Origin of the sequence: Ruegeria sp. (assembly GCF_965221235.1) — a bacterium.
Taxonomy (GTDB): domain Bacteria; phylum Pseudomonadota; class Alphaproteobacteria; order Rhodobacterales; family Rhodobacteraceae; genus Ruegeria.
This window is the reverse complement of sequence record NZ_CBDCRS010000004.1, coordinates 459,126-480,441: the sequence shown is the minus strand read 5'-3', so window position 1 is coordinate 480,441 and position 21,316 is coordinate 459,126. Positions and strand designations below refer to the sequence as shown.

The window sequence follows — 21,316 nt, the reverse complement described above, 5'->3', positions numbered from 1 at the left end:
GTGAAGGTCGCGAGTCCGGTAAATGCAATAAAAACAAAGGGTTTGGGCTATGTGTCCCACTAGGCGCATACCCGGTATGCAGGGGGATGGGCATTGGGAGATACCCGACCGTCTCAACATGGCGCGGCAGTGCCTGTCGCATCCAAGTGAACGCATTGCCCTCATCGACCTGACCGAAGGCGACCGAACCGAGATCAACTATGGTCAGCTCGAACGTCTCACCGACGGGATCGCGCGGGTTTTGCAGTCAAAGGTGCAGCCGGGGGACCGCGTCGGGGTGTTGCTGAGCCAGTCTCCTTGGTGTGCAGCGGCGCATCTGGCGATCTGGAAGCTTGGGGCGATTTCGGTGCCGCTGTTCAAATTGTTCAAACATGACGCGTTGGCGTCGCGGGTCGGGGATGCGGGCGCAGCGTTGGTGCTGACCGACGCCGAAGGTGCGGTGTTGCTTGGCGATCTGGCCCAGCCTATCCGCGTTGATCAGATCGCGCCGTCGGATGAACCGTTACCCTTCGCCGATACCGCTCCCGAAGACCCGGCGGTGCTGATCTACACCTCTGGCACCACCGGCAGCCCTAAGGGCGCGTTGCACGGGCACCGGGTTCTGACGGGCCATCTGCCGGGCGTTTCGGTCAGCCATAACCATCTGCGTGAGGGCGATTGTCTATGGACCCCCGCCGACTGGGCCTGGATCGGCGGTCTGTTTGATGTGCTGATGCCGGGCCTCGCGCTGGGCATACCGGTGGTCGCCGCGCGGCTTGAAAAATTTACACCTGAGGCCTGCGCTGATGTGATCGCCCGTGGGGGCGTGCGCAACGTGTTCTTCCCGCCAACCGCGCTGCGGATGCTGAAAGCAGCGGATCAGAGCATCCCCGGCCTGCGCTCGGTCGCCTCGGGCGGTGAGCCGTTGGGGGCCGAGATGCTGGCTTGGGGACAGCAGGCGTTTGGCCTGACGATCAACGAGTTCTACGGCCAGACTGAGTGCAACATGGTCGTGTCCTCCTGTGCCGAGGATTTCCCTGTGCGCCCCGGCTGTATCGGCAAGCCAGTGCCGGGGCATGAGGTGGCGGTGATTGACGGCGACGGCAATCCGAGTACCGAAGAAGGGGACGTTGCCATCCGGCGGGGTTCGGCCTCGATGCTGCTGGAATACTGGAACCGCCCCGAGGCAACTGCTGAGAAATTCCGGGGCGATTGGCTGATCACCGGCGACCGCGGCGCGTGGGAGGGGGATTACCTGCGCTTCGTGGGCCGCGATGATGACGTGATCACGTCGGCCGGGTATCGTATCGGCCCGGCCGAGATTGAGGATTGCCTGCTGACCCATCCGGCCGTGGCAACCGTAGGCGTAGTCGGCAAACCGGATCCGCTGCGGACCGAGATTGTGAAGGCCTATGTGGTGTTGAAACCGGGGGCAAAAGCGGCGGAACAAGAGTTGCAGGATTGGGTCAAGGACCGTCTGGCGCATTATTCGTACCCGCGCGAGGTGACTTTTCTAGAGGAACTGCCGATGACGGTGACGGGAAAGGTGATCCGGAAAGAACTAAAGGCGCGTGCGGCAGGGGAGTTGGTTACATGAAGCGACTGATAATTGTTGCAATGCTGCTTCCAGCTATCACGTCGGCCCAGAATGCTTGGGTGGATCAGGCTTATATTCAATGGTGTTTTTCGCAAGCCCAGCCTGACGGAGGTCTCTCGGCTTGTGTGGGGAAGGCTGCCGGCGCATGTCAGACCGCGCCGGGAAATGATACTACCATTGGAATGGCGCAGTGCATTCAGGCCGAAACGCAAGTCTGGGACACTTTTCTGAACGAGCAATATCAACTGCGTATTTCAGAACTTTCTGAACAAAGCCCGGGGCTGTCGGATCAACTGCGAAATGCGCAGCGCGCTTGGATTAGTTTCCGGGACGCGGAGTGCGCGTTGACGTACAGCATTTGGTCCGGTGGAACGATACGAACGATCATCGCTGCAAATTGTATGCTGACTGAGACCGCTGAACGCGCCGTCGAGTTGCGCGACTTGGGGAAGATGGAATGAAACTAACACCCAAAGCCATGCCCGCCGCCGAAGGCTTCAAGGCCAACCGTGCGGCTCATCTTGACGCACTGGCCCAAATTTCTGCTGCCGCCGAAGCAGCTCGTATGGGCGGCGGCGAGAAATCCCGCGCGCGGCATGAATCGCGGGGCAAAATGCTGCCACGACGCCGGGTGGCGAACTTGTTGGACCCGGGGTCTCCGTTTCTGGAAATTGGCGCGACGGCGGCGCATGGGATGTATGGCGATGCCGCGCCTTGCGCCGGGGTGATCGCGGGCATTGGCCGGGTGCAAGGGCGTGAGGTTATGGTGGTCTGCAATGACGCCACCGTGAAGGGCGGCACCTACTATCCGATGACCGTCAAAAAACACCTCCGCGCGCAGGAGATTGCCGAGGAGAACCATCTGCCCTGTATTTATCTGGTCGACAGCGGCGGCGCGAACCTGCCCAATCAGGATGAGGTTTTCCCCGACCGCGACCACTTTGGCCGCATCTTCTATAATCAGGCGCGGATGAGCGCGAAGGGCATCCCGCAGATCGCCGTGGTGATGGGGTCGTGCACGGCAGGTGGGGCTTATGTGCCTGCGATGTCGGATGTGACGATCATCGTAAAAGAGCAGGGCACGATCTTTCTGGCCGGTCCGCCTCTGGTCAAGGCCGCGACGGGTGAGGTGGTCAGCGCCGAAGATTTGGGCGGTGGAGACGTCCACACCCGATTGTCAGGCGTAGCCGACTATCTGGCCGAAGATGACGCCCATGCGCTGGCGTTGGCGCGCCGCGCGGTGGCGTCGCTGAACCGGCGCAAGCCGCAGAACGTGGATTGGGCCAGCTCGGAAGACCCGGCCTATGACCCCGAGGAAATCCTCGGCGTTGTTCCGGCTGACTTGCGCACGCCCTATGACATTCGCGAGGTGATCGCGCGGCTGGTCGACGGCTCTCGCTTCGACGAATTCAAGTCGCGCTTTGGTGAGACGCTGGTGACGGGTTTCGCCCATGTCAAAGGCTGCCCCGTAGGGATTATTGCCAACAACGGCGTGCTGTTTTCCGAGGCTGCGCAAAAGGGTGCGCATTTTGTGGAACTGTGTTCGCAGCGGGGTATCCCGCTGGTATTTCTGCAGAACATCACCGGGTTCATGGTCGGGCGGAAATACGAAAACGAAGGCATCGCGCGGCACGGGGCCAAGATGGTCACGGCTGTGGCGACGACCTCGGTGCCGAAGATCACCATGCTGGTCGGCGGCTCGTTCGGGGCTGGGAACTATGGCATGGCGGGGCGGGCCTATCAGCCGCGCTTTCTGTGGACATGGCCGAACTCGCGGATTTCGGTGATGGGCGGAGAACAGGCCGCAGGCGTTCTGGCCACTGTCAAACGGGACGGGATCGAACGGCAGGGTGGTACGTGGAGCGCCGAGGAAGAGGCCGAATTCAAACGCCCGACGCTGGATATGTTCGAGGAACAGTCGCACCCGCTTTATGCCTCGGCCCGGTTATGGGACGACGGCATCATCGACCCGCGCAAAAGCCGCGATGTGCTTGCCCTGTCGCTAAGCGCCGCGCTGAACGCCCCGATTGAGGAGACACGTTTCGGCGTGTTCAGGATGTAAGAGATGAATCTTAAGAAAAGGCTGCTTGATAAGATCCCTGATCTCAAAATTCCAGACCTGACCACGCGAGCCGAAATTTCAGTTTATCTCGTCCATAACTCACGGGATCCCGAAGACTATTTTTTCCTCTTTGACTTTGAGGAATTCGTTGATCGATCCAACGGCGGTTACTTTGTGCGACCGGTCATTCGTATCTTTGCCGGGCGGGATGATTTCAGTCGAACACGGTTCGCGCGCGAGTTTCGTGAAGTTTTCGCCCGTGAATTCGACCGGATGCGCGTTGAACTTGCTGCGAAAAAGGGCAAGCGCGGATGGTTGAGCTGGAGCTTCGGTTTAAACTCGGCTGTTGAAATCGTTGGGGGCCTCGTAGGCAACCTAGTTTTGGCCGCAGCGATGTCGGTAGGCAAAAGAGTTTTAGGCGATTTTTCGCTGCCGCGTGTCTTGGCGAACAAAAGCGATGAAGCGAAGCTTGCCGATGAAATTGATCGTACAAAGGCAAAAGTAGAGCGGGCATTGGCTGAGATAGAAATCACGATCCATCCCGAACTCTACTATCACGCCTATCGGGATGGTCATCTTGGCAAGATCAGCGGAATGGACCGGGAAGCTTGGCCGCTGCCAGAATATGTCCGATCGCATTTGCAAGACGAAAAAAGCAGTGCTTGGTGGTAGGAGAAAGGTTGTGTTCAATAAAATCCTGATTGCCAATCGAGGCGAGATTGCCTGTCGCGTGATCGAAACCGCTCAGAAGATGGGGGTATCCTGTATATCCGTATACTCGGATGCGGATGCCTCGGCTAAACATGTTCAGATGGCGGATGAGGCCGTCCATATTGGCGGTCCGGCGCCGGCGGAGAGCTATCTAAAGGGCGATGTGATCATTCAGGCTGCGCTGGATACAGGCGCTCAGGCGATCCATCCCGGTTATGGGTTTTTGTCCGAGAACCCGGACTTCGTCGATGCGGTTGAGGCGGCTGGCCTCACGTTTATCGGCCCTTCGGCTGAGGCGATCCGCAAGATGGGTCTGAAAGATGCTGCCAAGGTTCTGATGGAAGAGGCTGGTGTACCCGTTGTTCCGGGCTATCACGGTGACAATCAGGACCCCGAACATCTGGCCGGCGCTGCCGACACCATTGGCTATCCGGTGCTGATTAAGGCCGTCGCGGGCGGTGGTGGCAAAGGCATGCGCCTGGTCGAGCGGCCCGAAGATTTTGCCGCGGCACTGGACAGCGCTCGGGGCGAGGCACGCACGGCATTTGGCAATGACGCTGTATTGGTCGAGAAATTCGTCGCCAAGCCGCGCCATATCGAGGTTCAGGTCTTTGGCGATGGCACCCATGCGCTGCATCTGTTTGAACGGGATTGTTCTCTGCAACGTCGACACCAGAAGGTGATCGAAGAGGCTCCGGCCCCCGGCATGACGACTGAGATGCGCGAGGCGATGGGACAGGCAGGCGTGCGCGCTGCCGAGGCGATCGGATATAAGGGCGCGGGGACAGTTGAGTTCATCGTCGACGCCTCGGACGGTCTGCGCCCAGATCGGTTCTGGTTCATGGAGATGAACACGCGCCTGCAAGTCGAACATCCGGTGACCGAGGCGATCACCGGCGTTGATTTGGTCGAATGGCAGTTGCGTGTTGCATCTGGCGAAGCACTGCCGAAACGTCAAGAGGACCTCTCGATTAACGGCCATGCTTTTGAGGCCCGGCTCTATGCTGAAGACGTGCCGAAGGGTTTTCTGCCTGCGACGGGGACTCTGACGCATTTGCAATTCCCGACCAATTGCCGCGCCGACAGCGGGGTGCGGGCAGGTGACACAATCAGCCCTTGGTATGATCCGATGATTGCCAAGGTCATCGTCCACGGACCAACCCGTGCCGTCGCTTTAGAGCAGTTACACCGGGCTTTGCAGCAAACTGAGGTTGCTGGCACCACCACCAACCTGGCCTTTCTGGGCGCGCTCACCCGGCACATGGGCTTTGCCGCAGGGGACTTGGATACCGGATTGATCGGGCGCGATCTTGAGAAGTTGACCCGAGCAGAGCCGATTCCGGCCACGACCTGCGTGGCCGCCGCCATGACTGCGCTGGATTTGGTGGACGCGAGCGAAGAGACCGGGTTCTCGTTGTGGGCGCCCTTGCATAGAGCAGTTCAGCTTGCAGCGGATGAAGTCATAGATCTGGATGTGCAGGTAGAAGGCCCGGATCGGCAGGTGTGGCAGGTCAACGGTCAGACTGTCATCGCCGAGCGGGTGTCTGGCGGTTGGGTTATCGACGGCTCGGCCCTGCCAAATGTCGCGGCCGCAGGATCCCGGATCACCGTGTTCGAATACTATGGTCAGGTGTTTGATCTGATCGACCCGCTGGACCGGGATGCCAGCGCCGTTGGGGATACCAATGTGATCGAAGCGCCCATGCCCGGTCTGGTCAAGGCGGTGTTTGCCTCGGTGGGGCAGGCGGTGAAAGAGGGCGACCGGCTGGCCATACTTGAAGCGATGAAGATGGAGCATTCTCTGCTGGCCGCCCGCGATGGGGTCGTGGCAGAGGTGTTGGCCGAGGACGGCGCACAGGTTGAGGCCGGAGCGGCCTTGGTCCGGTTGGAGGAGGCGTGACCTGTTCGTGCGGCGCTTTGCGTGGCACAGTCAGGCTATCCGTATTTGAAACGAGAAGAAGCCGGGAGGAGCGCTGACATGGGCGAGCGGGTCGAAATTTTCGAGGTTGGGCCGCGTGACGGCCTGCAAAACGAGCAGCGCGAGATTTCGGTGGCCGAGAAAGTGGCACTGGTCGATTGTCTCAGCCGCGCCGGGTTCAGCCGCATCGAGGTGGCGAGCTTTGTGTCGCCTAAGTGGGTGCCGCAGATGGCGGGCAGCGCCGAGGTGCTGGCGGGGATCACGCGGGCCGACGGGGTGCGCTATGCCGCTCTGACGCCGAATATGCGGGGGTATGAGGAAGCCTTGGCGGCCAAGGCGGATGAGATTGCGGTGTTTGCCTCGGCGTCCGAGGGGTTCTCGAAGGCCAATATCAATGCGTCGATTGCCGAGTCCATCGAACGGTTCACACCGATCCTTGAGGCGGCGCGGCACATTGATCTGCCGGTGCGGGGCTATGTCTCTTGCGTGACAGATTGCCCCTATGACGGTCCAACCCCGCCTGAAAAAGTGGCCGAGGTGGCCGACAAGCTGTTTGCGCTGGGGTGTTATGAAGTGTCCTTGGGCGACACGATCGGTAAGGGGACGCCGGACACGATCGCTCATATGTTGCTTGCGGTGCGGGATCGCGTGCCTGTTACGCGTTTGGCGGGGCATTTTCACGACACGAACGGGCGGGCCATCGACAATATCGACTCAGCGCTTGCGCTGGGCGTACGCAGCTTTGATGCGGCAGTGGGTGGTTTGGGCGGATGCCCTTATGCGCCCGGCGCCGCCGGGAATGTCGCAACCGAAGCCGTGGTCGCGCATCTGGAACGGTTGGGCTATGAGACCGGGCTGGAATTGGCCGTTGTGGAAGAAGCGGCCCAGATGGCGCGCGACTTACGACCGGAATGAGGGATGGCGATGTTTGAAACGATCTCGGTAACAACTGACGCGCGCGGCGTGGCGACTTTGACGCTCGACCGAGCGGACAAGCACAACGCGATGTCGGCGCAGATGATTGCGGAACTCACCCAAGCTGCTGCGCAGTTGGGTGGGGACGAGGCCGTGCGCGCGGTCGTGCTGACCGGTTCGGGCAAAAGCTTTTGCGCAGGCGGCGATCTGGGGTGGATGCAGGATCAAATGGCTGCCGACCCTGCAACCCGCTTTGCCGAGGCACGTAAACTGGCCGAGATGTTGCAGGCATTGAACACGATGCCGCGACCATTGATTGGGGCAGTTCAGGGCAACGCCTTTGGGGGTGGCGTCGGGTTGGCTGCGGTCTGCGATGTGGCCATTGGAGTCGAGACTGCAAGGATGGGCCTGACCGAAACAAAGCTTGGCCTGATCCCCGCGACCATCGGGCCATATGTCGTCGCCCGAATGGGCGCGGCGCGGGCGCGGCGCGTCTTTATGTCTGCGCGTATTTTTGAGGCGGCAGAGGCCGTAGAGCTTGGATTGTTGGCCAAAGCGGTCCCTGCGCCGGAACTGGACAAAGCAGTTGAAGCTGAAATCCTGCCCTATCTGTCCTGTGCGCCGGGGGCAGTGGCCATGGCCAAAGGTCTGGTGCAATCCCTGAGCCCGACCATCGACGACCAAGTGATCGACCAGACGATCCGGGCGCTTGTAGATCGTTGGGAAACGGCAGAAGCGCAGGAAGGCATCAGTGCTTTCTTTGACAAAAGAAAACCTGCATGGATTAGTAAGGTTTAGACGATAGCCACATCACGTTTGCGATAGGAATCACCGCCACCGGATGGGCGTTGATAGCAAGTGCAATATTAAGCCCCTGCGCCTTTGTGTTCGGTTGACCCTCTGACCCCGCGCGGATAGAGAATGTCCAGTCAACACGCCAATTGACGGCGCGCCCAATTGGGATATGCGCAGGAAAGGAGCTATTCGTGGAAGACCTGTTGCGGGAGTACCTCCCGATCCTGGTGTTTCTGGCCGTTGCTGTAGGCCTTGGAATCGTCCTGATTCTAGCGGCTGTGGTTCTGGCAGTTCGCAATCCCGACCCCGAAAAGGTCAGCGCATATGAGTGTGGGTTCAACGCCTTCGACGATGCGCGGATGAAATTCGACGTCCGATTCTATCTGGTCTCGATTCTCTTCATCATCTTCGATCTGGAAATCGCCTTCCTGTTCCCGTGGGCCGTCGGCTTCAAGGACGTCAGCGATGTGGGTTTCTGGTCCATGATGGTGTTCCTGGGCGTTCTGACCATCGGCTTTGCCTATGAATGGAAGAAGGGGGCCTTGGAATGGGAGTGATGACGGGCGCAAACACCGCTGGCGTCGATAAAGAAGTCGCCACCCAGGCCCTGAATGCCGAGCTTCAGGATAAAGGCTTCCTGCTGACCTCGTCCGAGGACATCATCAACTGGGCCCGCACCGGATCTCTGCACTGGATGACCTTTGGTCTGGCCTGCTGTGCGGTTGAAATGATGCACACCTCGATGCCGCGTTACGATGCGGAACGGTTTGGCATCGCGCCGCGTGCCTCCCCACGTCAGTCGGACGTGATGATCGTGGCGGGAACCCTGACCAACAAGATGGCCCCGGCGCTGCGTAAGGTCTACGACCAGATGCCCGAGCCGCGCTATGTGATCTCAATGGGGTCCTGTGCGAATGGCGGTGGTTATTACCACTATTCGTATTCAGTAGTACGTGGCTGCGACCGCATCGTTCCGGTGGACATTTATGTGCCGGGCTGCCCTCCGACAGCTGAGGCGCTGCTCTACGGCCTGATGCAGCTGCAACGCAAAATCCGCCGTACCGGCACGATCGTACGCTGAGGAGAGAGCTGATGAGCGAAGCACTCAAAGAACTCGGCACACAGCTGGAACTGAAGCGGGCGGACTGTGTCCTCTCCTGGGATGTCACCCATGGTGAGCTGAACGTCGATGTTGCCCCGTCAAATCTGGTGGAATTCATTGAATTCTTGAAATCCGACCAGAATTGCAAGTTCTCGACTTTGGTGGACATCACTGGCGTCGATTACCCCGAACGGGCCAAACGGTTCGACGTGGTCTATCACTTCCTGTCGATGTACCAGAACCAACGCATCCGCCTGCGGGTCTCGATCCGCGAAGAGGATATGGTGCCTTCGATCGTAGACGTTCACCCCTCGGCCAACTGGTTCGAGCGTGAGGTGTTCGACATGTTCGGCATCCTGTTCTCGGGCCACCCGGACCTGCGGCGCATCCTGACCGACTATGGTTTCCGCGGTTATCCGTTGCGCAAGGATTTCCCGACCACGGGCTACACCGAGGTCCGCTATGACGAAGCGCAAAAGCGCGTGGTCTACGAACCCGTGTCACTGGTGCAGGAATACCGTCAGTTTGATTTCATGTCCCCGTGGGAAGGTGCGAATTACATCCTTCCGGGCGATGAAAAGCAGGAAAGCTGAAACCGATGATGGAGCGTTGCTGAGATGTTGGGAGAACTGATCATACTCGGGGCGCTTGGGATTTTGCTTGCTGGGGCTGCTGCCAAGGCGGCCGAGGCCGAAAAGGTCCGAGTCCGGGCCGAAGCGAAGAAGAAACGAGGGCGGTGATGGACGGCTCAAGATACGATGACGGCAGCACGGACGCGCTGAGCGGAGAACAGAAGATCCGCAACTTCAACATCAACTTCGGCCCGCAACACCCTGCGGCGCACGGGGTTCTGCGTCTTGTGCTTGAGCTGGACGGTGAGATCGTCGAGCGTTGCGATCCACATATCGGCCTGCTGCACCGTGGCACCGAAAAGCTGATGGAAAGCCGGACGTATCTGCAAAACCTGCCGTATTTCGACCGTCTGGATTACGTGGCGCCGATGAATCAGGAACACGCCTGGTGTCTGGCGATTGAGAAATTGACCGGGGTTGAAGTGCCGCGTCGGGGTTCGCTGATCCGCGTTCTGTATTCCGAGATCGGGCGTATCCTGAACCACCTGCTGAACGTGACCACGCAGGCGATGGATGTGGGTGCGCTGACCCCGCCGCTTTGGGGTTTCGAGGAACGTGAAAAGCTGATGGTGTTCTATGAGCGTGCCTGCGGGGCTCGCCTGCACGCCGCCTATTTCCGTCCCGGCGGTGTGCACCAAGACCTGCCGCCCGAGCTGCTTGATGATATCGAAGCGTGGAGCCACGAATTCCCCGCCGTTCTATACGACATCGACGGTCTTCTGACCGAAAACCGCATCTTCAAACAGCGCAACGCCGATATTGGTGTCGTGACCGAAGATGACATCCAGAAATACGGCTTCTCGGGCGTGATGGTGCGCGGGTCGGGTCTGGCCTGGGACCTGCGCCGCGCGCAGCCCTATGAATGCTACGATGAGTTCGAGTTCCAGATTCCCGTCGGCAAGAACGGCGATTGCTATGACCGCTATCTCTGCCGCATGGAAGAGATGCGCCAGTCGCTGCTGATCATCCGGCAGGCCATCGCCAAAATCCGCGAATGCCCCGGCGACGTTCTGGCGCGTGGCAAGATCACTCCGCCCAAACGCTCGGACATGAAGACCTCGATGGAGAGCCTGATCCATCACTTCAAGCTCTATACCGAAGGCTTCCACGTCCCTGCGGGCGAGGTTTACGCCGCCGTCGAGGCCCCCAAGGGTGAATTCGGCGTCTATCTGGTCGCCGACGGCACCAACAAACCGTACCGCGCCAAACTGCGCGCGCCGGGGTTCCTGCACCTGCAAGCCATGGACCACGTCGCCAAGGGCCACCAACTGGCTGACGTCGCCGCCATCATCGGCACCATGGATGTCGTATTTGGAGAGATTGACCGCTAATGCTCCGCCGCCTTCACCCCGAACAACCCGAAAGCTTTGCCTTCACCGCTGCCAACCAGCAATGGGCCGAAGCGCAGATCACCAAATACCCCGAAGGCCGTCAGGCCAGCGCGGTGATCCCTCTGCTGTGGCGCGCGCAAGAGCAAGAGGGATGGCTGAGCCGTCCGGCGATTGAGTCCGTCGCCGACATGCTGGGCATGGCCTATATTCGTGTGCTCGAAGTGGCTTCATTCTACTTTATGTTTCAGTTGCAACCAGTTGGTTCTGTTGCGCATATTCAGGTTTGTGGCACCACGTCCTGCATGATCTGCGGTGCTGAGGATCTGATCGCTGTCTGCAAGGAAAAGATTGCGGCCAAACCGCATGCTTTGTCGGCAGATGGCAAGCTGAGCTGGGAAGAGGTTGAATGCCTAGGGTCCTGCACCAATGCTCCGATGGCGCAGATCGGCAAGGATTACTACGAAGACCTGACCGCCGAGAGTTTTGGCAAGATTATCGACGACCTGTCTGCCGGTAAGGTGCCAACGCCCGGTCCGCAAAACGGGCGGTACGCGGCAGAACCGCTGAGCGGCCTCAGCAGTCTGAATGAATACGAGGCCGGCAAGCCCCAGTATAACGCCAGTGTCGAACTGGCGAGTGATCTGGGCGATACGGTCAAGCGGATTGATGGGACCGAGGTGCCGATCCTGACCCCGTGGCTGGGTAAGGATGGCAAGCAGGCCGGTGCGTCGGCTGCCGCCAAACCTCCCAAAGCGCCTGAAGCTCCGAAACCTGCCGTCAAGCAGGCCGAAGAGGCCAAAGCCAAAGTCGAAACGGTCAAGGAAGACCAGCCCGAGACCCTGACCGAGCCGCGCGGTGGCAAGGCAGATGATCTCAAGCTGCTCAAAGGTGTCGGGCCGAAGCTGGAAGAGACGCTGAATGAGCTGGGTTTCTACCACTACGATCAGATTGCGGCCTGGACTTCGGAACACGTGGCCTGGGTCGATGCTCGCCTCAAGTTCAAGGGGCGGATCGAGCGGGACGGCTGGATCGAACAGGCTGGAAAACTGGCGGCAGGTGAGGAAACCGAATTCGCCAAACGTGCCAAGGAAGACGGCACCTACGAAGATTAAGACAGGTGCCCGTAGGGGCATCGGGATGAGATGGATAAGGACAAGGAACAGGCCATAGCCCGAAAGGGCCGTCATATAGGCATCGTCATTGCCGTGACGATGATCCTTTGGCTTGTGATGTCTTTTGTCGGTCCGCAGTTGGGACTGCCGGGCCGGTATGCGCTGCTTTTTGATTTTGCCGCTCTGGCAGGGTTCATTTATGCGGGCGTCAACATTTTTCAACTCTGGCGCATGCGTCAGGACAGCTGAAGGTAACACGCGATGCTGAAGGATCAGGACCGGATCTTTACCAACATCTACGGGATGCACGAGCGCACGCTGAAGGGCGCGCAGGCGCGTGGGCATTGGGACGGCACCGCTGGCCTGATCGAGAAGGGTCGCGACTGGATCATCCAGACGATGAAGGACTCGGGCCTGCGTGGTCGTGGTGGCGCGGGTTTTCCGACCGGTCTGAAATGGTCGTTTATGCCTAAGGAAAGCGACGGTCGCCCTGCTTATCTGGTTGTGAACGCTGATGAATCCGAGCCGGGTACCTGCAAAGATCGCGAGATCATGCGCCATGATCCGCACACGTTGATCGAAGGGTGCCTGATCGCCTCTTTCGCGATGAATGCGCATACCTGCTATATTTACCTGCGCGGCGAATACATCCGTGAGCGCGAGGCGTTGCAGGCCGCGATTGATGAGGCCTATGACGCCGGGCTGCTGGGCAAGAACGCGGCGGGTTCGGGCTGGGACTTCGACCTGTTCCTGCATCACGGCGCCGGCGCTTATATCTGCGGCGAAGAAACCGCCCTGATCGAAAGCCTTGAGGGCAAGAAAGGCATGCCGCGGATGAAGCCTCCGTTCCCGGCAGGCGCTGGCCTTTATGGCTGCCCGACTACTGTGAACAATGTGGAGTCCATTGCCGTTGTGCCCACCATTCTGCGCCGGGGTGCCGACTGGTTCGCTGGTTTCGGTCGTCAGAACAACGCAGGCACCAAGCTGTTTGCAATCTCGGGCCATGTGAACAACCCCTGCGTCGTCGAAGAGGCGATGTCGATTTCCTTCGAAGACCTGATCGAGACCCATTGTGGCGGTATTCGCGGCGGTTGGGACAACCTGCTGGCGGTTATTCCGGGCGGGTCCTCGGTTCCATGTGTGCGCGGTGAGAACATGCGCGATGCGATCATGGATTTCGACTATCTGCGCAACGATCTGGGCTCAGGCCTTGGGACGGCAGCGGTTATCGTGATGGACAAGTCTACGGACATCATCAAAGCGATCTGGCGTCTGTCGAAATTCTACAAACACGAAAGCTGTGGTCAGTGCACGCCCTGTCGCGAAGGCACCGGTTGGATGATGCGCGTGATGGATCGCCTGGTGCGCGGTGAGGCCGAGTTGGAAGAGATCGACATGCTGTTCGACGTGACCAAACAGGTCGAAGGCCACACGATCTGTGCCCTTGGCGATGCGGCCGCCTGGCCGATTCAGGGCCTGATCCGTAATTTCCGGGAAGAGATCGAAGACCGCATCAAGGCTCAGAAATCGGGCCGTATGGGTGCGATGGCGGCGGAGTAAACCCGATGGACGTTTTCACAGAATATGGCCATGCAATTGCCTCGGTGGTGATTTTCACGCTGGTGGTGCTGTTCATGTCACCATTCAGCGCTCTGGCAAAACAGGGCAAAGGTCTGGCTCCGGGCGCTACGCCCGAGCAGGACTATGACGACAAGGCGTATCGCCTGAACCGGGCCTATCTGAACGGCACCGAGACATTGCCCGCATATCTGACGGTTACTGTCGCGGCTATTTTGATGGGGGTCAGCCCGTTTTGGGTGAACCTTCTCGCCTCGGTCGCGCTGGTTGCGCGTCTGGTGATGTTGTTCGTTCATCTGCGGGGTATTGGCAAACCCAATGCCGGTTTGCGCTCGGTCCTGTATGTTGTTGGCTGGGCTTGCATGTTCGTGATGGGTCTCATGGCACTGGTGGCGGCGTTTTGATGGGCGCTTGCAGGAATATTCGGGCGGTCCTGCGCCTGAGGCGTCGGTTGCCCCAACTGGGCGCAGCGGTCGTGCTGACGTTGGTTTCGGCATGTGGGACTGTCACGTCCTCCAGCGATCGGGTGTTCTTTGACGGTCAGTATTTCCGGGCGAAAGCGAAACCTGTCGACAAAAAGGCGTCACCGACCGAGTTCACGGTTGTTGTAAACGGTGTTTCTGCGTCGCTGGACGGCGCGCGCGAGGCGGGTCGGTATGAAGGCACCAAGTTCTGTATCTCCAATTTTGGCTCGTCTCGTATCGTATGGACTGTGGGTCCTGATACCGAGCCTCAGAATCTGCGCATCACGGATGACAAGCTGACCTTTGCAGGGGTTTGCCAGCGACCATGACGCGGTTTTTTGCATATCACGCCATGTTGCGCGGGATGTTATTGCATAGCGCCCCGGCTGCCGGTCGTCTTGGGTTTCCCAAGACGAAAGGACTTGTCATGACTGGAATCAATTCGCTCGCGCTGTTGGCCGTATTGGCGCTGCCCACCGTGGCCGAGGCAAAACCGCCTTTGCGCGATGTCAAAGAGATTGACGACCAACTCTATTACATCGCCATCGCAAATGAGATTTCGGAGGTCTGCCCCTCGATCAGCGGTCGGCGTCTGAAGGCGATTGGCGTGATGTGGGACCTGCGGTCTCAAGCACACAAACTGGGGTATTCGGACAAGGAAATCCGGGCCTACGTGGAGTCGGACGCCGAAAAGGACCGGATGCGCGCCAAGGGCGAGGCGTATCTGGCCCAACACGGCGTTTCCTACGACAACCCCAATACTTTCTGCACGTTGGGGCAGAAGGAAATCGAAAGAAACAGCGCCATTGGCGTGTATTTGAGGGCGAACTAGACCATGTCTGACCTCCGCAAAGTGAATATCGACGGGCAGGAAATCGAAGTCGATGGCGCAATGACCCTGATCCAGGCCTGTGAAGAGGCTGGGGTCGAGGTGCCGCGCTTCTGCTATCACGAGCGTCTGTCGATCGCCGGGAACTGCCGGATGTGTCTGGTCGAGGTTGTAGGAGGTCCGCCGAAACCAGCCGCGTCCTGCGCGATGCAGGTCCGCGACCTGCGCCCGGGACCGGAAGGTCAGCCGCCCGAGGTCAAGACGAACTCGCCTATGGTCAAGAAGGCCCGCGAAGGCGTGATGGAGTTCCTTCTGATCAACCACCCGCTGGATTGCCCGATCTGCGATCAGGGTGGGGAATGTGATCTTCAGGATCAGGCGATGGCTTATGGCGTTTCCGGGTCTCGTTTCAAAGAGGCCAAGCGGGCCGTCGATGATCTGGATCTGGGGCCGCTGGTCGGGACCGCGATGACGCGCTGCATCAGCTGCACGCGCTGTGTGCGTTTCACAACCGAGGTCGCCGGGATTACTCAGATGGGTCAGACCGGGCGTGGCGAGGATGCCGAGATCACCTCATATCTGAACCAGACGCTGGATTCGAACCTTCAGGGCAACATCATTGATCTGTGTCCGGTTGGTGCGCTGACGTCCAAGCCATATGCCTTCACTGCCCGCCCGTGGGAACTGACCAAGACCGAAAGCGTCGACGTAATGGATGCTTTGGGCTCGAACATCCGCGTGGATACCAAGGGGCGCGAAGTGATGCGGTTCCTGCCACGGAACCATGACGGCGTGAACGAGGAATGGATCAGCGACAAGACCCGCTTTGTCTGGGACGGGCTGCGCCGTCAGCGTCTGGACAAGCCTTACGTGCGCGAAAACGGCAAACTGCGCCCGGCCTCATGGCCCGAAGCGCTGACCAAGGCGGCTGAGGCGCTGAAGGGTGCTGAGAAACCAGCTGGCATCGTCGGTGATCTGGCCCCGGTTGAGGCTGCATTTGCGCTGAAACAGATGATCGAAGGGCAGGGTGGTGTTGTCGAATGCCGCACCGACGGGGCCAAGCTGCCTGCGGGCAACCGTGGTGCCTATGCGGGGACGGCGGCGATAGAAGACATCGACAGCGCTGAACGTATCCTGATGATCGGCACCAACCCGCGTGAAGAGGCTCCGGTTCTGAACGCGCGCATTCGAAAAGCCTGGGCGCATGGTGCCGAAGTGGCACTGGTCGGTCCGGCAGTCGATCTGACCTATGATTATCACCATATGGGTGATGACCGCGCGGCTCTGCAAAAAGTCGTTGATATGGGCGGTGATGACGAAATCAAGGCCAAGGCCTCGCTGGTCATTGTGGGGCAGGGCGCGCTGCAAGAGGCCGACGGTTTCGCTGTACTAGCCGCGGCGCAAGCCATCGCTGCCAATACAGACAGCGGCCTGATCGTCTTGCATACCGCAGCCTCGCGTGTGGGGGCGATGGACGTAGATGCCACCAATGAAAGTGGCATGGATGCGATCAGCGCTGCTGACGTGATCTATAACCTCGGTGCCGATGAGATCGAAATCGGTGAGGGTGCCTTTGTGATCTATCAGGGCAGCCATGGCGACCGTGGCGCGCATCGTGCGGATGTGATCCTGCCGGGCGCCGCTTACACCGAGGAAAACGGCCTGTTCGTGAACACTGAAGGCCGCCCGCAATTGGCGATGCGTGCCGGGTTTGCGCCGGGTGAGGCTAAAGAAAACTGGGCGATCCTGCGGGCTTTGTCGGCTGAGCTTGGCGCGACGCTGCCTTATGACTCGCTGGCGCAACTGCGTACTGGCTTGATCGAAGCGGTACCGCATCTGGCGCGCATTGACGAAGTTATCGAGAACGAGGTGCAAGCGCTGGACGCTGGCCCGCTGGGCAAGGCAACCTTCCGCAATACGGTCAAGGATTTCTACCTGACCAACCCGATCGCGCGCGCTTCGCAGCTGATGGCGGAACTGTCCGCGCAGGCTCAGGCCCGTAAGGCCGAGAAGATCGCGGCCGAATGATCAAGACCAGTTTCATATCGCACTTTGACGCCTCTGTTGAAGGGGACAAAGAAATGCGCGTGGAACGCAACAAAAAGGGTGGCGCTGTGGCGGCATATGCTGTTTACACCAACGCGCCGACCCAGCCGCTGAATGCGCAGGCATCTGGCCTTTGCATCGCACGCGGAAAACGGAATACCCACGGTGTGAGGACCAATGGCTGATTTCTTTAACACCCCAGGCGGAATAGCCATCATCATCTTGGCGCAAGTGCTTGCCGTTGTTGCCTTTGTGATGATCTCGCTGTTGTTCCTCGTCTATGGCGACCGCAAGATCTGGGCCGCGGTCCAGATGCGTCGCGGACCCAACGTGGTGGGCGCATATGGCCTGCTGCAATCGGTGGCCGACGCGCTGAAATATGTGGTGAAAGAGGTGGTCATCCCCGCCGGGGCTGACCGCACGGTATTCATCCTCGCACCCCTGACCAGCTTTGTTCTGGCCATGATCGCCTGGGCGGTGATCCCGTTCAACGATGGCTGGGTCCTGTCCGATCTGAACGTCGCAATCCTCTATGTGTTCGCTGTGTCGTCGCTGGAAGTTTATGGCGTGATTATGGGTGGTTGGGCGTCGAACTCAAAGTACCCCTTCCTCGGCTCGCTGCGCTCTGCGGCGCAGATGATTTCCTACGAAGTGTCCATCGGCCTGATCATTATCGGTGTAATCATCTCAACCGGGTCGATGAACTTTGGCGACATCGTGCGCGCGCAGGACGGCTCGTTCGGGTTCTTCAGCTGGTACTGGCTGCCGCATTTCCCGATGGTGTTCCTGTTCTTTATCTCGGCACTGGCCGAGACAAATCGCCCGCCGTTTGACCTGCCCGAGGCGGAATCGGAACTGGTCGCCGGTTATCAGGTCGAATATTCGGCCACACCCTTCCTGCTGTTCATGGCGGGCGAATACATCGCCATCTTCCTGATGTGCGCGCTGACGTCGCTGCTGTTCTTCGGCGGCTGGCTGTCGCCGATCCCCGGCCTGCCGGACGGCGTGCTGTGGATGGTCGCCAAGATGGCGTTCTTCTTCTTCCTCTTTGCGATGGTCAAAGCGATCACGCCTCGCTACCGCTATGACCAGCTGATGCGGTTGGGCTGGAAAGTGTTCCTGCCCTTCTCGCTGGCCTGGGTGGTTTTCGTGGCCTTCGCGGCGAAATTCGACTGGTTCTGGGGCGCATTCGCGCGTTGGAGCGTGGGGGGATGAGGAAGCGTATTAGATACTCTCTGACAACCAGCGCCATTCTGATAGCGAGCGTTTCTGCGCTTTACGCCGGTGGTGATGAAATCACGTGGGAGCAGAACTATTTGGAAACGGCTCAGCATTATTGCGCGCCGCAGGTAGAAGCATTGCTCGTGGCTGAAGTGCTTGCCACCAAGCAATTGTTCGAGGCGAAAATCGAGCAGGATCCCGAGCTTCCCGAAGATCAGCATCGGGCTTTCGACAAATTTGGTTCGTGGTCGGTTGTGAGTGCCTTTCAGGTAGCCCGTCTAACAGAAATTATGGTGGCGATAAGAAATAACCAACCCGTTTCAGAACAGTTGGTAGTTGCTAACAAAGCCCTATTGGAGCTTTCAGATTGCCTTTGGTTGTCCCAAGAAGACCGTGATTTGATTGAAGGGTTGATGCTTTCCGTGCCTGCGGAAGACGGCGGCGAAGGTCCGGAATACTCCTCTGCTGATTTCGTGTTTGGGGCTTTGGACCAAGCCGAGTGTTTTCGGTGGCGTGAGGCCAGTCGTCGTATTTTGGAAATTGCGCCAGAATCCAAAGATGCTGAAACCCAATTGAATGTTGTTTTGCAAGATACGATCGGGCAGTGCGAGGAGAAATTCGAGATGCCGTTCGAGAGGACGTTTTAGGCCATGACCCAAATCGACTACACCCGCGCTGCCAAGTATTTCCTGCTGCAAGACTTCTGGGTCGGCATGAAGCTGGGGCTGAAGTACTTTTTCGCCCCCAAGGCCACCGTGAACTACCCGCACGAAAAAGGCCCTCTGTCCCCGCGCTTCCGCGGTGAGCACGCCCTGCGCCGTTACCCGAACGGCGAGGAACGCTGCATCGCCTGCAAACTCTGCGAGGCGATTTGTCCGGCGCAGGCCATAACCATCGACGCCGAACCGCGCGAAGACGGCAGCCGCCGCACCACGCGCTATGACATCGATATGACCAAATGCATCTATTGCGGCTTCTGCCAAGAGGCCTGCCCAGTGGATGCTATCGTCGAAGGCCCGAACTTCGAATTTGCCACGGAAACCCGCGAAGAACTGTTCTACGACAAGCAAAAACTACTGGATAACGGCGAACGCTGGGAAGCCGAGATCGCCCGCAATCTGGAAATGGACGCGCCGTACCGATGAGTGACAGCCCGACAAATCCGTTCGAGCTGATGATGAAGCAGGCTCAGGACATGGCCAAGGCGATGAACCCGGCGATGGAGAATTTCTCGCCCAAGGGGTTCGAGGCGTTGTGGCCCACCATGCCCAAAGAGGTCATGGAGATGATGTTCGGCAACACCGTCAACAAGGACGGGCTGGATGCCAAAACCCGCCTGCTGCTGACGCTGGCCGGGCTGACCTGTCAGGGCGCGCAGGCGGATTCGGCTGTACGTCAGACTGTGCGTCATGCGCTTGAGGCTGGTGCCAAGAAACAAGAGATCGTGGAAACGATCGGTCAGATGTCGGTCTTCGCCGGCATCCCGGCCATGACCCGCGCGCTGGATCTGGCGCAAGAGGTCATGGGCGATAACGAGGATGAGGATCAATGACCGTCTTTGCCTTCTATCTGTTTGCCATCAGCGCCATCACCGGCGGGCTGTTCACGGTGATCAGCCGTCAGCCGGTGCACTCGGTGCTGTGGCTGATCCTGTCCTTCCTGTCGGCGGCGGGGCTGTTCGTGCTGCTGGGGGCCGAGTTCGTGGCAATGCTGCTGATCATCGTCTACGTGGGCGCGGTCGCGGTTTTGTTCCTTTTTGTGGTGATGATGCTGGACGTGGACTTTGCCGAGCTCAAGGCCGAGATGGCGCGCTATATGCCGCTGGCCCTGCTGATCGGTCTGGTCATCCTGATGCAGTTCGTTATGGCCTTCGGTGCCTGGGACAGCGCGCAGGGCGCTGCTGGCAACTTGGCGCAGCCGATCCCGGCAGATCGCCACAACACCGAGGCGCTCGGCGTCATTCTTTACGATCAATACTTCCTTCTGTTCCAACTGGCAGGCCTGATCCTGCTGGTGGCCATGATCGGTGCCATCGTACTGACCTTGCGCCATCGTCAGGACATCAAGCGTCAGGACATCGTCGGCCAGATGATGCGCGACCCGGCCAAGGCGATGGAGTTGAAGGACGTGAAACCGGGGCAGGGGTTGTGAAAATTGTGAAGATCTTAGGGTTTTCGGCTTTTCTAGCTTTGATTTCAGAGGTGGCGGTCGCTGCTTGTCTCGTTGGCCATTGCGAACCGACACAGCCGATCATCCACTTTGATAAACCAGCCAAAGTCAAAAAAGATTGTAGCTTCACCGACGCGGGTGATGGGTGGAGTTCAGATTTTTATGGCGGTTCAGCTGCCAATATTGGTGGCGGTCGTGTTGGCCAGCGGTTGGTGTTGGATGCTGCATGCGTTCGTAGCGAAAGTGTGATGGTTGTAGATTGCAACACTAAGGAGTTCATCCAAATTCGCGGTGTTTGCACCCCGCCGGACCCAGAAACTGCGGGCTTTTTAGGTTTGTATTCAGCAGACCTTTTGTACCCGCCGCGCGGTCAGCTCAAACTAAACTCTAACACGAGGGTCGAAGACTTGGCGAATTTGTCCAAACGGGCAGGTTATGACCATTGGGACAGTTCGGAAGATTTTATGAGCAGGGCTAAAAGAAAAAACCGAATAAATCCGTTTTGCGGCTGCAAACTCTACTACCCCGACTCGCCAGGAGCGAAGCTATGATCGGACTTGAACACTATCTTACGGTCGCGGCGACGCTGTTCGTCATCGGCATCTTCGGTCTCTTCCTGAACCGCAAGAACGTCATCATCCTGCTGATGAGCATCGAGTTGATGCTGTTGGCGGTGAATATCAACCTCGTGGCGTTTTCCAGTTTCCTCGGCGATCTGGTCGGGCAGGTCTTTACGCTGTTTGTGCTGACTGTTGCGGCGGCTGAGGCGGCGATTGGCCTGGCCATTCTGGTCTGCTTCTTCCGCAACCGTGGCACCATCGCGGTTGAAGACGTCAACATGATGAAGGGGTAAGA

The 21,316-nt window shown here is 59.0% G+C and carries 25 protein-coding genes; all 25 read left to right on the top strand.

Annotation, left to right across the window (positions count from 1 at the left end; genetic code table 11):
* Positions 1 to 49 precede the first annotated feature (49 nt).
* The 25 genes from ACOQOY_RS05425 to nuoK all read left to right on the top strand — a co-directional run bounded on the left by ACOQOY_RS05425 (position 50) and on the right by nuoK (position 21,314).
* Positions 50 to 1,576, top strand: coding sequence for an AMP-binding protein (locus ACOQOY_RS05425; protein ID WP_420584452.1), 1,527 nt, complete (start codon positions 50 to 52; stop codon positions 1,574 to 1,576).
* Positions 1,573 to 2,037 (top strand): lysozyme inhibitor LprI family protein, encoded by a 465-nt coding sequence (locus ACOQOY_RS05420; RefSeq protein WP_420584451.1) that lies wholly within the window; start codon positions 1,573 to 1,575, stop codon positions 2,035 to 2,037. Before ACOQOY_RS05425 ends, ACOQOY_RS05420 begins: the two co-directional genes overlap by 4 nt.
* Positions 2,034 to 3,638: a carboxyl transferase domain-containing protein gene (locus ACOQOY_RS05415; protein WP_420584450.1), complete on the top strand. Its 1,605-nt coding sequence runs from the start codon at positions 2,034 to 2,036 to the stop codon at positions 3,636 to 3,638. Before ACOQOY_RS05420 ends, ACOQOY_RS05415 begins: the two co-directional genes overlap by 4 nt.
* A 3-nt stretch (positions 3,639 to 3,641) precedes the next feature.
* Entirely contained in the window at positions 3,642 to 4,310 is a 669-nt protein-coding gene (locus tag ACOQOY_RS05410; RefSeq protein WP_420584449.1) for a hypothetical protein, read from the top strand.
* Positions 4,311 to 4,320: 10 nt separating this feature from the next.
* Entirely contained in the window at positions 4,321 to 6,249 is a 1,929-nt protein-coding gene (locus ACOQOY_RS05405) for an acetyl/propionyl/methylcrotonyl-CoA carboxylase subunit alpha (RefSeq protein ID WP_420584448.1), read from the top strand.
* A 78-nt stretch (positions 6,250 to 6,327) separates the two neighbouring features.
* Positions 6,328 to 7,182, top strand: coding sequence for a hydroxymethylglutaryl-CoA lyase (locus ACOQOY_RS05400; RefSeq protein WP_420584447.1), 855 nt, complete (start codon positions 6,328 to 6,330; stop codon positions 7,180 to 7,182).
* A gap of 9 nt (positions 7,183 to 7,191) precedes the next feature.
* On the top strand, positions 7,192 to 7,980 hold the full coding sequence (locus tag ACOQOY_RS05395) for a crotonase/enoyl-CoA hydratase family protein (RefSeq protein WP_420587213.1): 789 nt from the start codon (positions 7,192 to 7,194) through the stop codon (positions 7,978 to 7,980).
* Between the two features lie 188 nt (positions 7,981 to 8,168).
* Positions 8,169 to 8,534 carry an NADH-quinone oxidoreductase subunit A gene (locus ACOQOY_RS05390; RefSeq protein ID WP_420584446.1) on the top strand — a complete coding sequence of 122 codons (366 nt, stop codon included), beginning with the start codon at positions 8,169 to 8,171 and terminating at the stop codon, positions 8,532 to 8,534.
* The gene (locus ACOQOY_RS05385; protein WP_170615354.1) at positions 8,525 to 9,058 is read left to right on the top strand and encodes a NuoB/complex I 20 kDa subunit family protein; all 534 of its coding nucleotides are present in this window, start codon (positions 8,525 to 8,527) and stop codon (positions 9,056 to 9,058) included. The genes ACOQOY_RS05390 and ACOQOY_RS05385 overlap by 10 nt, the downstream gene beginning before the upstream one ends.
* Positions 9,059 to 9,069: 11 nt before the next feature.
* Positions 9,070 to 9,672, top strand: coding sequence for an NADH-quinone oxidoreductase subunit C (locus tag ACOQOY_RS05380; protein WP_420584445.1), 603 nt, complete (start codon positions 9,070 to 9,072; stop codon positions 9,670 to 9,672).
* 146 nt (positions 9,673 to 9,818) lie between these two features.
* On the top strand, positions 9,819 to 11,042 hold the full coding sequence (locus ACOQOY_RS05375) for an NADH-quinone oxidoreductase subunit D (protein ID WP_420584444.1): 1,224 nt from the start codon (positions 9,819 to 9,821) through the stop codon (positions 11,040 to 11,042).
* Entirely contained in the window at positions 11,042 to 12,154 is a 1,113-nt protein-coding gene (gene nuoE, locus ACOQOY_RS05370) for an NADH-quinone oxidoreductase subunit NuoE (RefSeq protein ID WP_420584443.1), read from the top strand. Before ACOQOY_RS05375 ends, nuoE begins: the two co-directional genes overlap by 1 nt.
* A 30-nt stretch (positions 12,155 to 12,184) precedes the next feature.
* Entirely contained in the window at positions 12,185 to 12,403 is a 219-nt protein-coding gene (locus tag ACOQOY_RS05365) for a DUF5337 domain-containing protein (protein WP_420584442.1), read from the top strand.
* 12 nt (positions 12,404 to 12,415) lie between these two features.
* Positions 12,416 to 13,714: an NADH-quinone oxidoreductase subunit NuoF gene (nuoF, locus tag ACOQOY_RS05360; protein ID WP_170400329.1), complete on the top strand. Its 1,299-nt coding sequence runs from the start codon at positions 12,416 to 12,418 to the stop codon at positions 13,712 to 13,714.
* A gap of 5 nt (positions 13,715 to 13,719) precedes the next feature.
* Positions 13,720 to 14,136, top strand: coding sequence for an MAPEG family protein (locus ACOQOY_RS05355; protein ID WP_420584441.1), 417 nt, complete (start codon positions 13,720 to 13,722; stop codon positions 14,134 to 14,136).
* A gap of 47 nt (positions 14,137 to 14,183) precedes the next feature.
* Positions 14,184 to 14,525, top strand: a complete 342-nt coding sequence (locus tag ACOQOY_RS05350) for a hypothetical protein (protein ID WP_420584440.1) — start codon at positions 14,184 to 14,186, stop codon at positions 14,523 to 14,525.
* Positions 14,526 to 14,623: 98 nt separating this feature from the next.
* Complete coding sequence (locus ACOQOY_RS05345; RefSeq protein WP_420584439.1) at positions 14,624 to 15,028, top strand: DUF5333 domain-containing protein; 405 nt, start codon at positions 14,624 to 14,626, stop codon at positions 15,026 to 15,028.
* Positions 15,029 to 15,031: 3 nt separating this feature from the next.
* Positions 15,032 to 17,053 (top strand): NADH-quinone oxidoreductase subunit NuoG, encoded by a 2,022-nt coding sequence (gene nuoG / locus ACOQOY_RS05340; RefSeq protein WP_420584438.1) that lies wholly within the window; start codon positions 15,032 to 15,034, stop codon positions 17,051 to 17,053.
* A 195-nt stretch (positions 17,054 to 17,248) separates the two neighbouring features.
* On the top strand, positions 17,249 to 18,286 hold the full coding sequence (gene nuoH / locus ACOQOY_RS05335; RefSeq protein WP_420584437.1) for an NADH-quinone oxidoreductase subunit NuoH: 1,038 nt from the start codon (positions 17,249 to 17,251) through the stop codon (positions 18,284 to 18,286).
* Positions 18,283 to 18,939 (top strand): hypothetical protein, encoded by a 657-nt coding sequence (locus ACOQOY_RS05330; RefSeq protein ID WP_420584436.1) that lies wholly within the window; start codon positions 18,283 to 18,285, stop codon positions 18,937 to 18,939. Before nuoH ends, ACOQOY_RS05330 begins: the two co-directional genes overlap by 4 nt.
* Before the next feature lie 3 nt (positions 18,940 to 18,942).
* Entirely contained in the window at positions 18,943 to 19,437 is a 495-nt protein-coding gene (nuoI, locus tag ACOQOY_RS05325; protein WP_170397042.1) for an NADH-quinone oxidoreductase subunit NuoI, read from the top strand.
* Positions 19,434 to 19,844 carry a carboxymuconolactone decarboxylase family protein gene (locus ACOQOY_RS05320; protein WP_010442761.1) on the top strand — a complete coding sequence of 137 codons (411 nt, stop codon included), beginning with the start codon at positions 19,434 to 19,436 and terminating at the stop codon, positions 19,842 to 19,844. The genes nuoI and ACOQOY_RS05320 overlap by 4 nt, the downstream gene beginning before the upstream one ends.
* Positions 19,841 to 20,443, top strand: coding sequence for an NADH-quinone oxidoreductase subunit J (locus ACOQOY_RS05315; protein ID WP_420584435.1), 603 nt, complete (start codon positions 19,841 to 19,843; stop codon positions 20,441 to 20,443). The genes ACOQOY_RS05320 and ACOQOY_RS05315 overlap by 4 nt, the downstream gene beginning before the upstream one ends.
* Positions 20,440 to 21,012 carry a hypothetical protein gene (locus tag ACOQOY_RS05310; protein ID WP_420584434.1) on the top strand — a complete coding sequence of 191 codons (573 nt, stop codon included), beginning with the start codon at positions 20,440 to 20,442 and terminating at the stop codon, positions 21,010 to 21,012. Before ACOQOY_RS05315 ends, ACOQOY_RS05310 begins: the two co-directional genes overlap by 4 nt.
* Entirely contained in the window at positions 21,009 to 21,314 is a 306-nt protein-coding gene (gene nuoK / locus ACOQOY_RS05305; protein ID WP_005984024.1) for an NADH-quinone oxidoreductase subunit NuoK, read from the top strand. Before ACOQOY_RS05310 ends, nuoK begins: the two co-directional genes overlap by 4 nt.
* The last annotated feature ends 2 nt before the right edge of the window (positions 21,315 to 21,316 follow it).

What these genes read in the sequence shown, in the direction of transcription:
- ACOQOY_RS05425 (WP_420584452.1), top strand. Translation starts at nt 50, where the DNA reads ATGTGTCCCACTAGGCGCATACCCGGTATGCAGGGGGATGGGCATTGG.
- ACOQOY_RS05420 (WP_420584451.1), top strand. Translation starts at nt 1,573, where the DNA reads ATGAAGCGACTGATAATTGTTGCAATGCTGCTTCCAGCTATCACGTCG.
- ACOQOY_RS05415 (WP_420584450.1), top strand. Translation starts at nt 2,034, where the DNA reads ATGAAACTAACACCCAAAGCCATGCCCGCCGCCGAAGGCTTCAAGGCC.
- ACOQOY_RS05410 (WP_420584449.1), top strand. Translation starts at nt 3,642, where the DNA reads ATGAATCTTAAGAAAAGGCTGCTTGATAAGATCCCTGATCTCAAAATT.
- ACOQOY_RS05400 (WP_420584447.1), top strand. Translation starts at nt 6,328, where the DNA reads ATGGGCGAGCGGGTCGAAATTTTCGAGGTTGGGCCGCGTGACGGCCTG.
- ACOQOY_RS05395 (WP_420587213.1), top strand. Translation starts at nt 7,192, where the DNA reads ATGTTTGAAACGATCTCGGTAACAACTGACGCGCGCGGCGTGGCGACT.
- ACOQOY_RS05385 (WP_170615354.1), top strand. Translation starts at nt 8,525, where the DNA reads ATGGGAGTGATGACGGGCGCAAACACCGCTGGCGTCGATAAAGAAGTC.
- ACOQOY_RS05380 (WP_420584445.1), top strand. Translation starts at nt 9,070, where the DNA reads ATGAGCGAAGCACTCAAAGAACTCGGCACACAGCTGGAACTGAAGCGG.
- ACOQOY_RS05375 (WP_420584444.1), top strand. Translation starts at nt 9,819, where the DNA reads ATGGACGGCTCAAGATACGATGACGGCAGCACGGACGCGCTGAGCGGA.
- nuoE (WP_420584443.1), top strand. Translation starts at nt 11,042, where the DNA reads ATGCTCCGCCGCCTTCACCCCGAACAACCCGAAAGCTTTGCCTTCACC.
- ACOQOY_RS05365 (WP_420584442.1), top strand. Translation starts at nt 12,185, where the DNA reads ATGGATAAGGACAAGGAACAGGCCATAGCCCGAAAGGGCCGTCATATA.
- nuoF (WP_170400329.1), top strand. Translation starts at nt 12,416, where the DNA reads ATGCTGAAGGATCAGGACCGGATCTTTACCAACATCTACGGGATGCAC.
- ACOQOY_RS05355 (WP_420584441.1), top strand. Translation starts at nt 13,720, where the DNA reads ATGGACGTTTTCACAGAATATGGCCATGCAATTGCCTCGGTGGTGATT.
- ACOQOY_RS05345 (WP_420584439.1), top strand. Translation starts at nt 14,624, where the DNA reads ATGACTGGAATCAATTCGCTCGCGCTGTTGGCCGTATTGGCGCTGCCC.
- nuoG (WP_420584438.1), top strand. Translation starts at nt 15,032, where the DNA reads ATGTCTGACCTCCGCAAAGTGAATATCGACGGGCAGGAAATCGAAGTC.
- nuoH (WP_420584437.1), top strand. Translation starts at nt 17,249, where the DNA reads ATGGCTGATTTCTTTAACACCCCAGGCGGAATAGCCATCATCATCTTG.
- ACOQOY_RS05330 (WP_420584436.1), top strand. Translation starts at nt 18,283, where the DNA reads ATGAGGAAGCGTATTAGATACTCTCTGACAACCAGCGCCATTCTGATA.
- nuoI (WP_170397042.1), top strand. Translation starts at nt 18,943, where the DNA reads ATGACCCAAATCGACTACACCCGCGCTGCCAAGTATTTCCTGCTGCAA.
- ACOQOY_RS05320 (WP_010442761.1), top strand. Translation starts at nt 19,434, where the DNA reads ATGAGTGACAGCCCGACAAATCCGTTCGAGCTGATGATGAAGCAGGCT.
- ACOQOY_RS05315 (WP_420584435.1), top strand. Translation starts at nt 19,841, where the DNA reads ATGACCGTCTTTGCCTTCTATCTGTTTGCCATCAGCGCCATCACCGGC.
- nuoK (WP_005984024.1), top strand. Translation starts at nt 21,009, where the DNA reads ATGATCGGACTTGAACACTATCTTACGGTCGCGGCGACGCTGTTCGTC.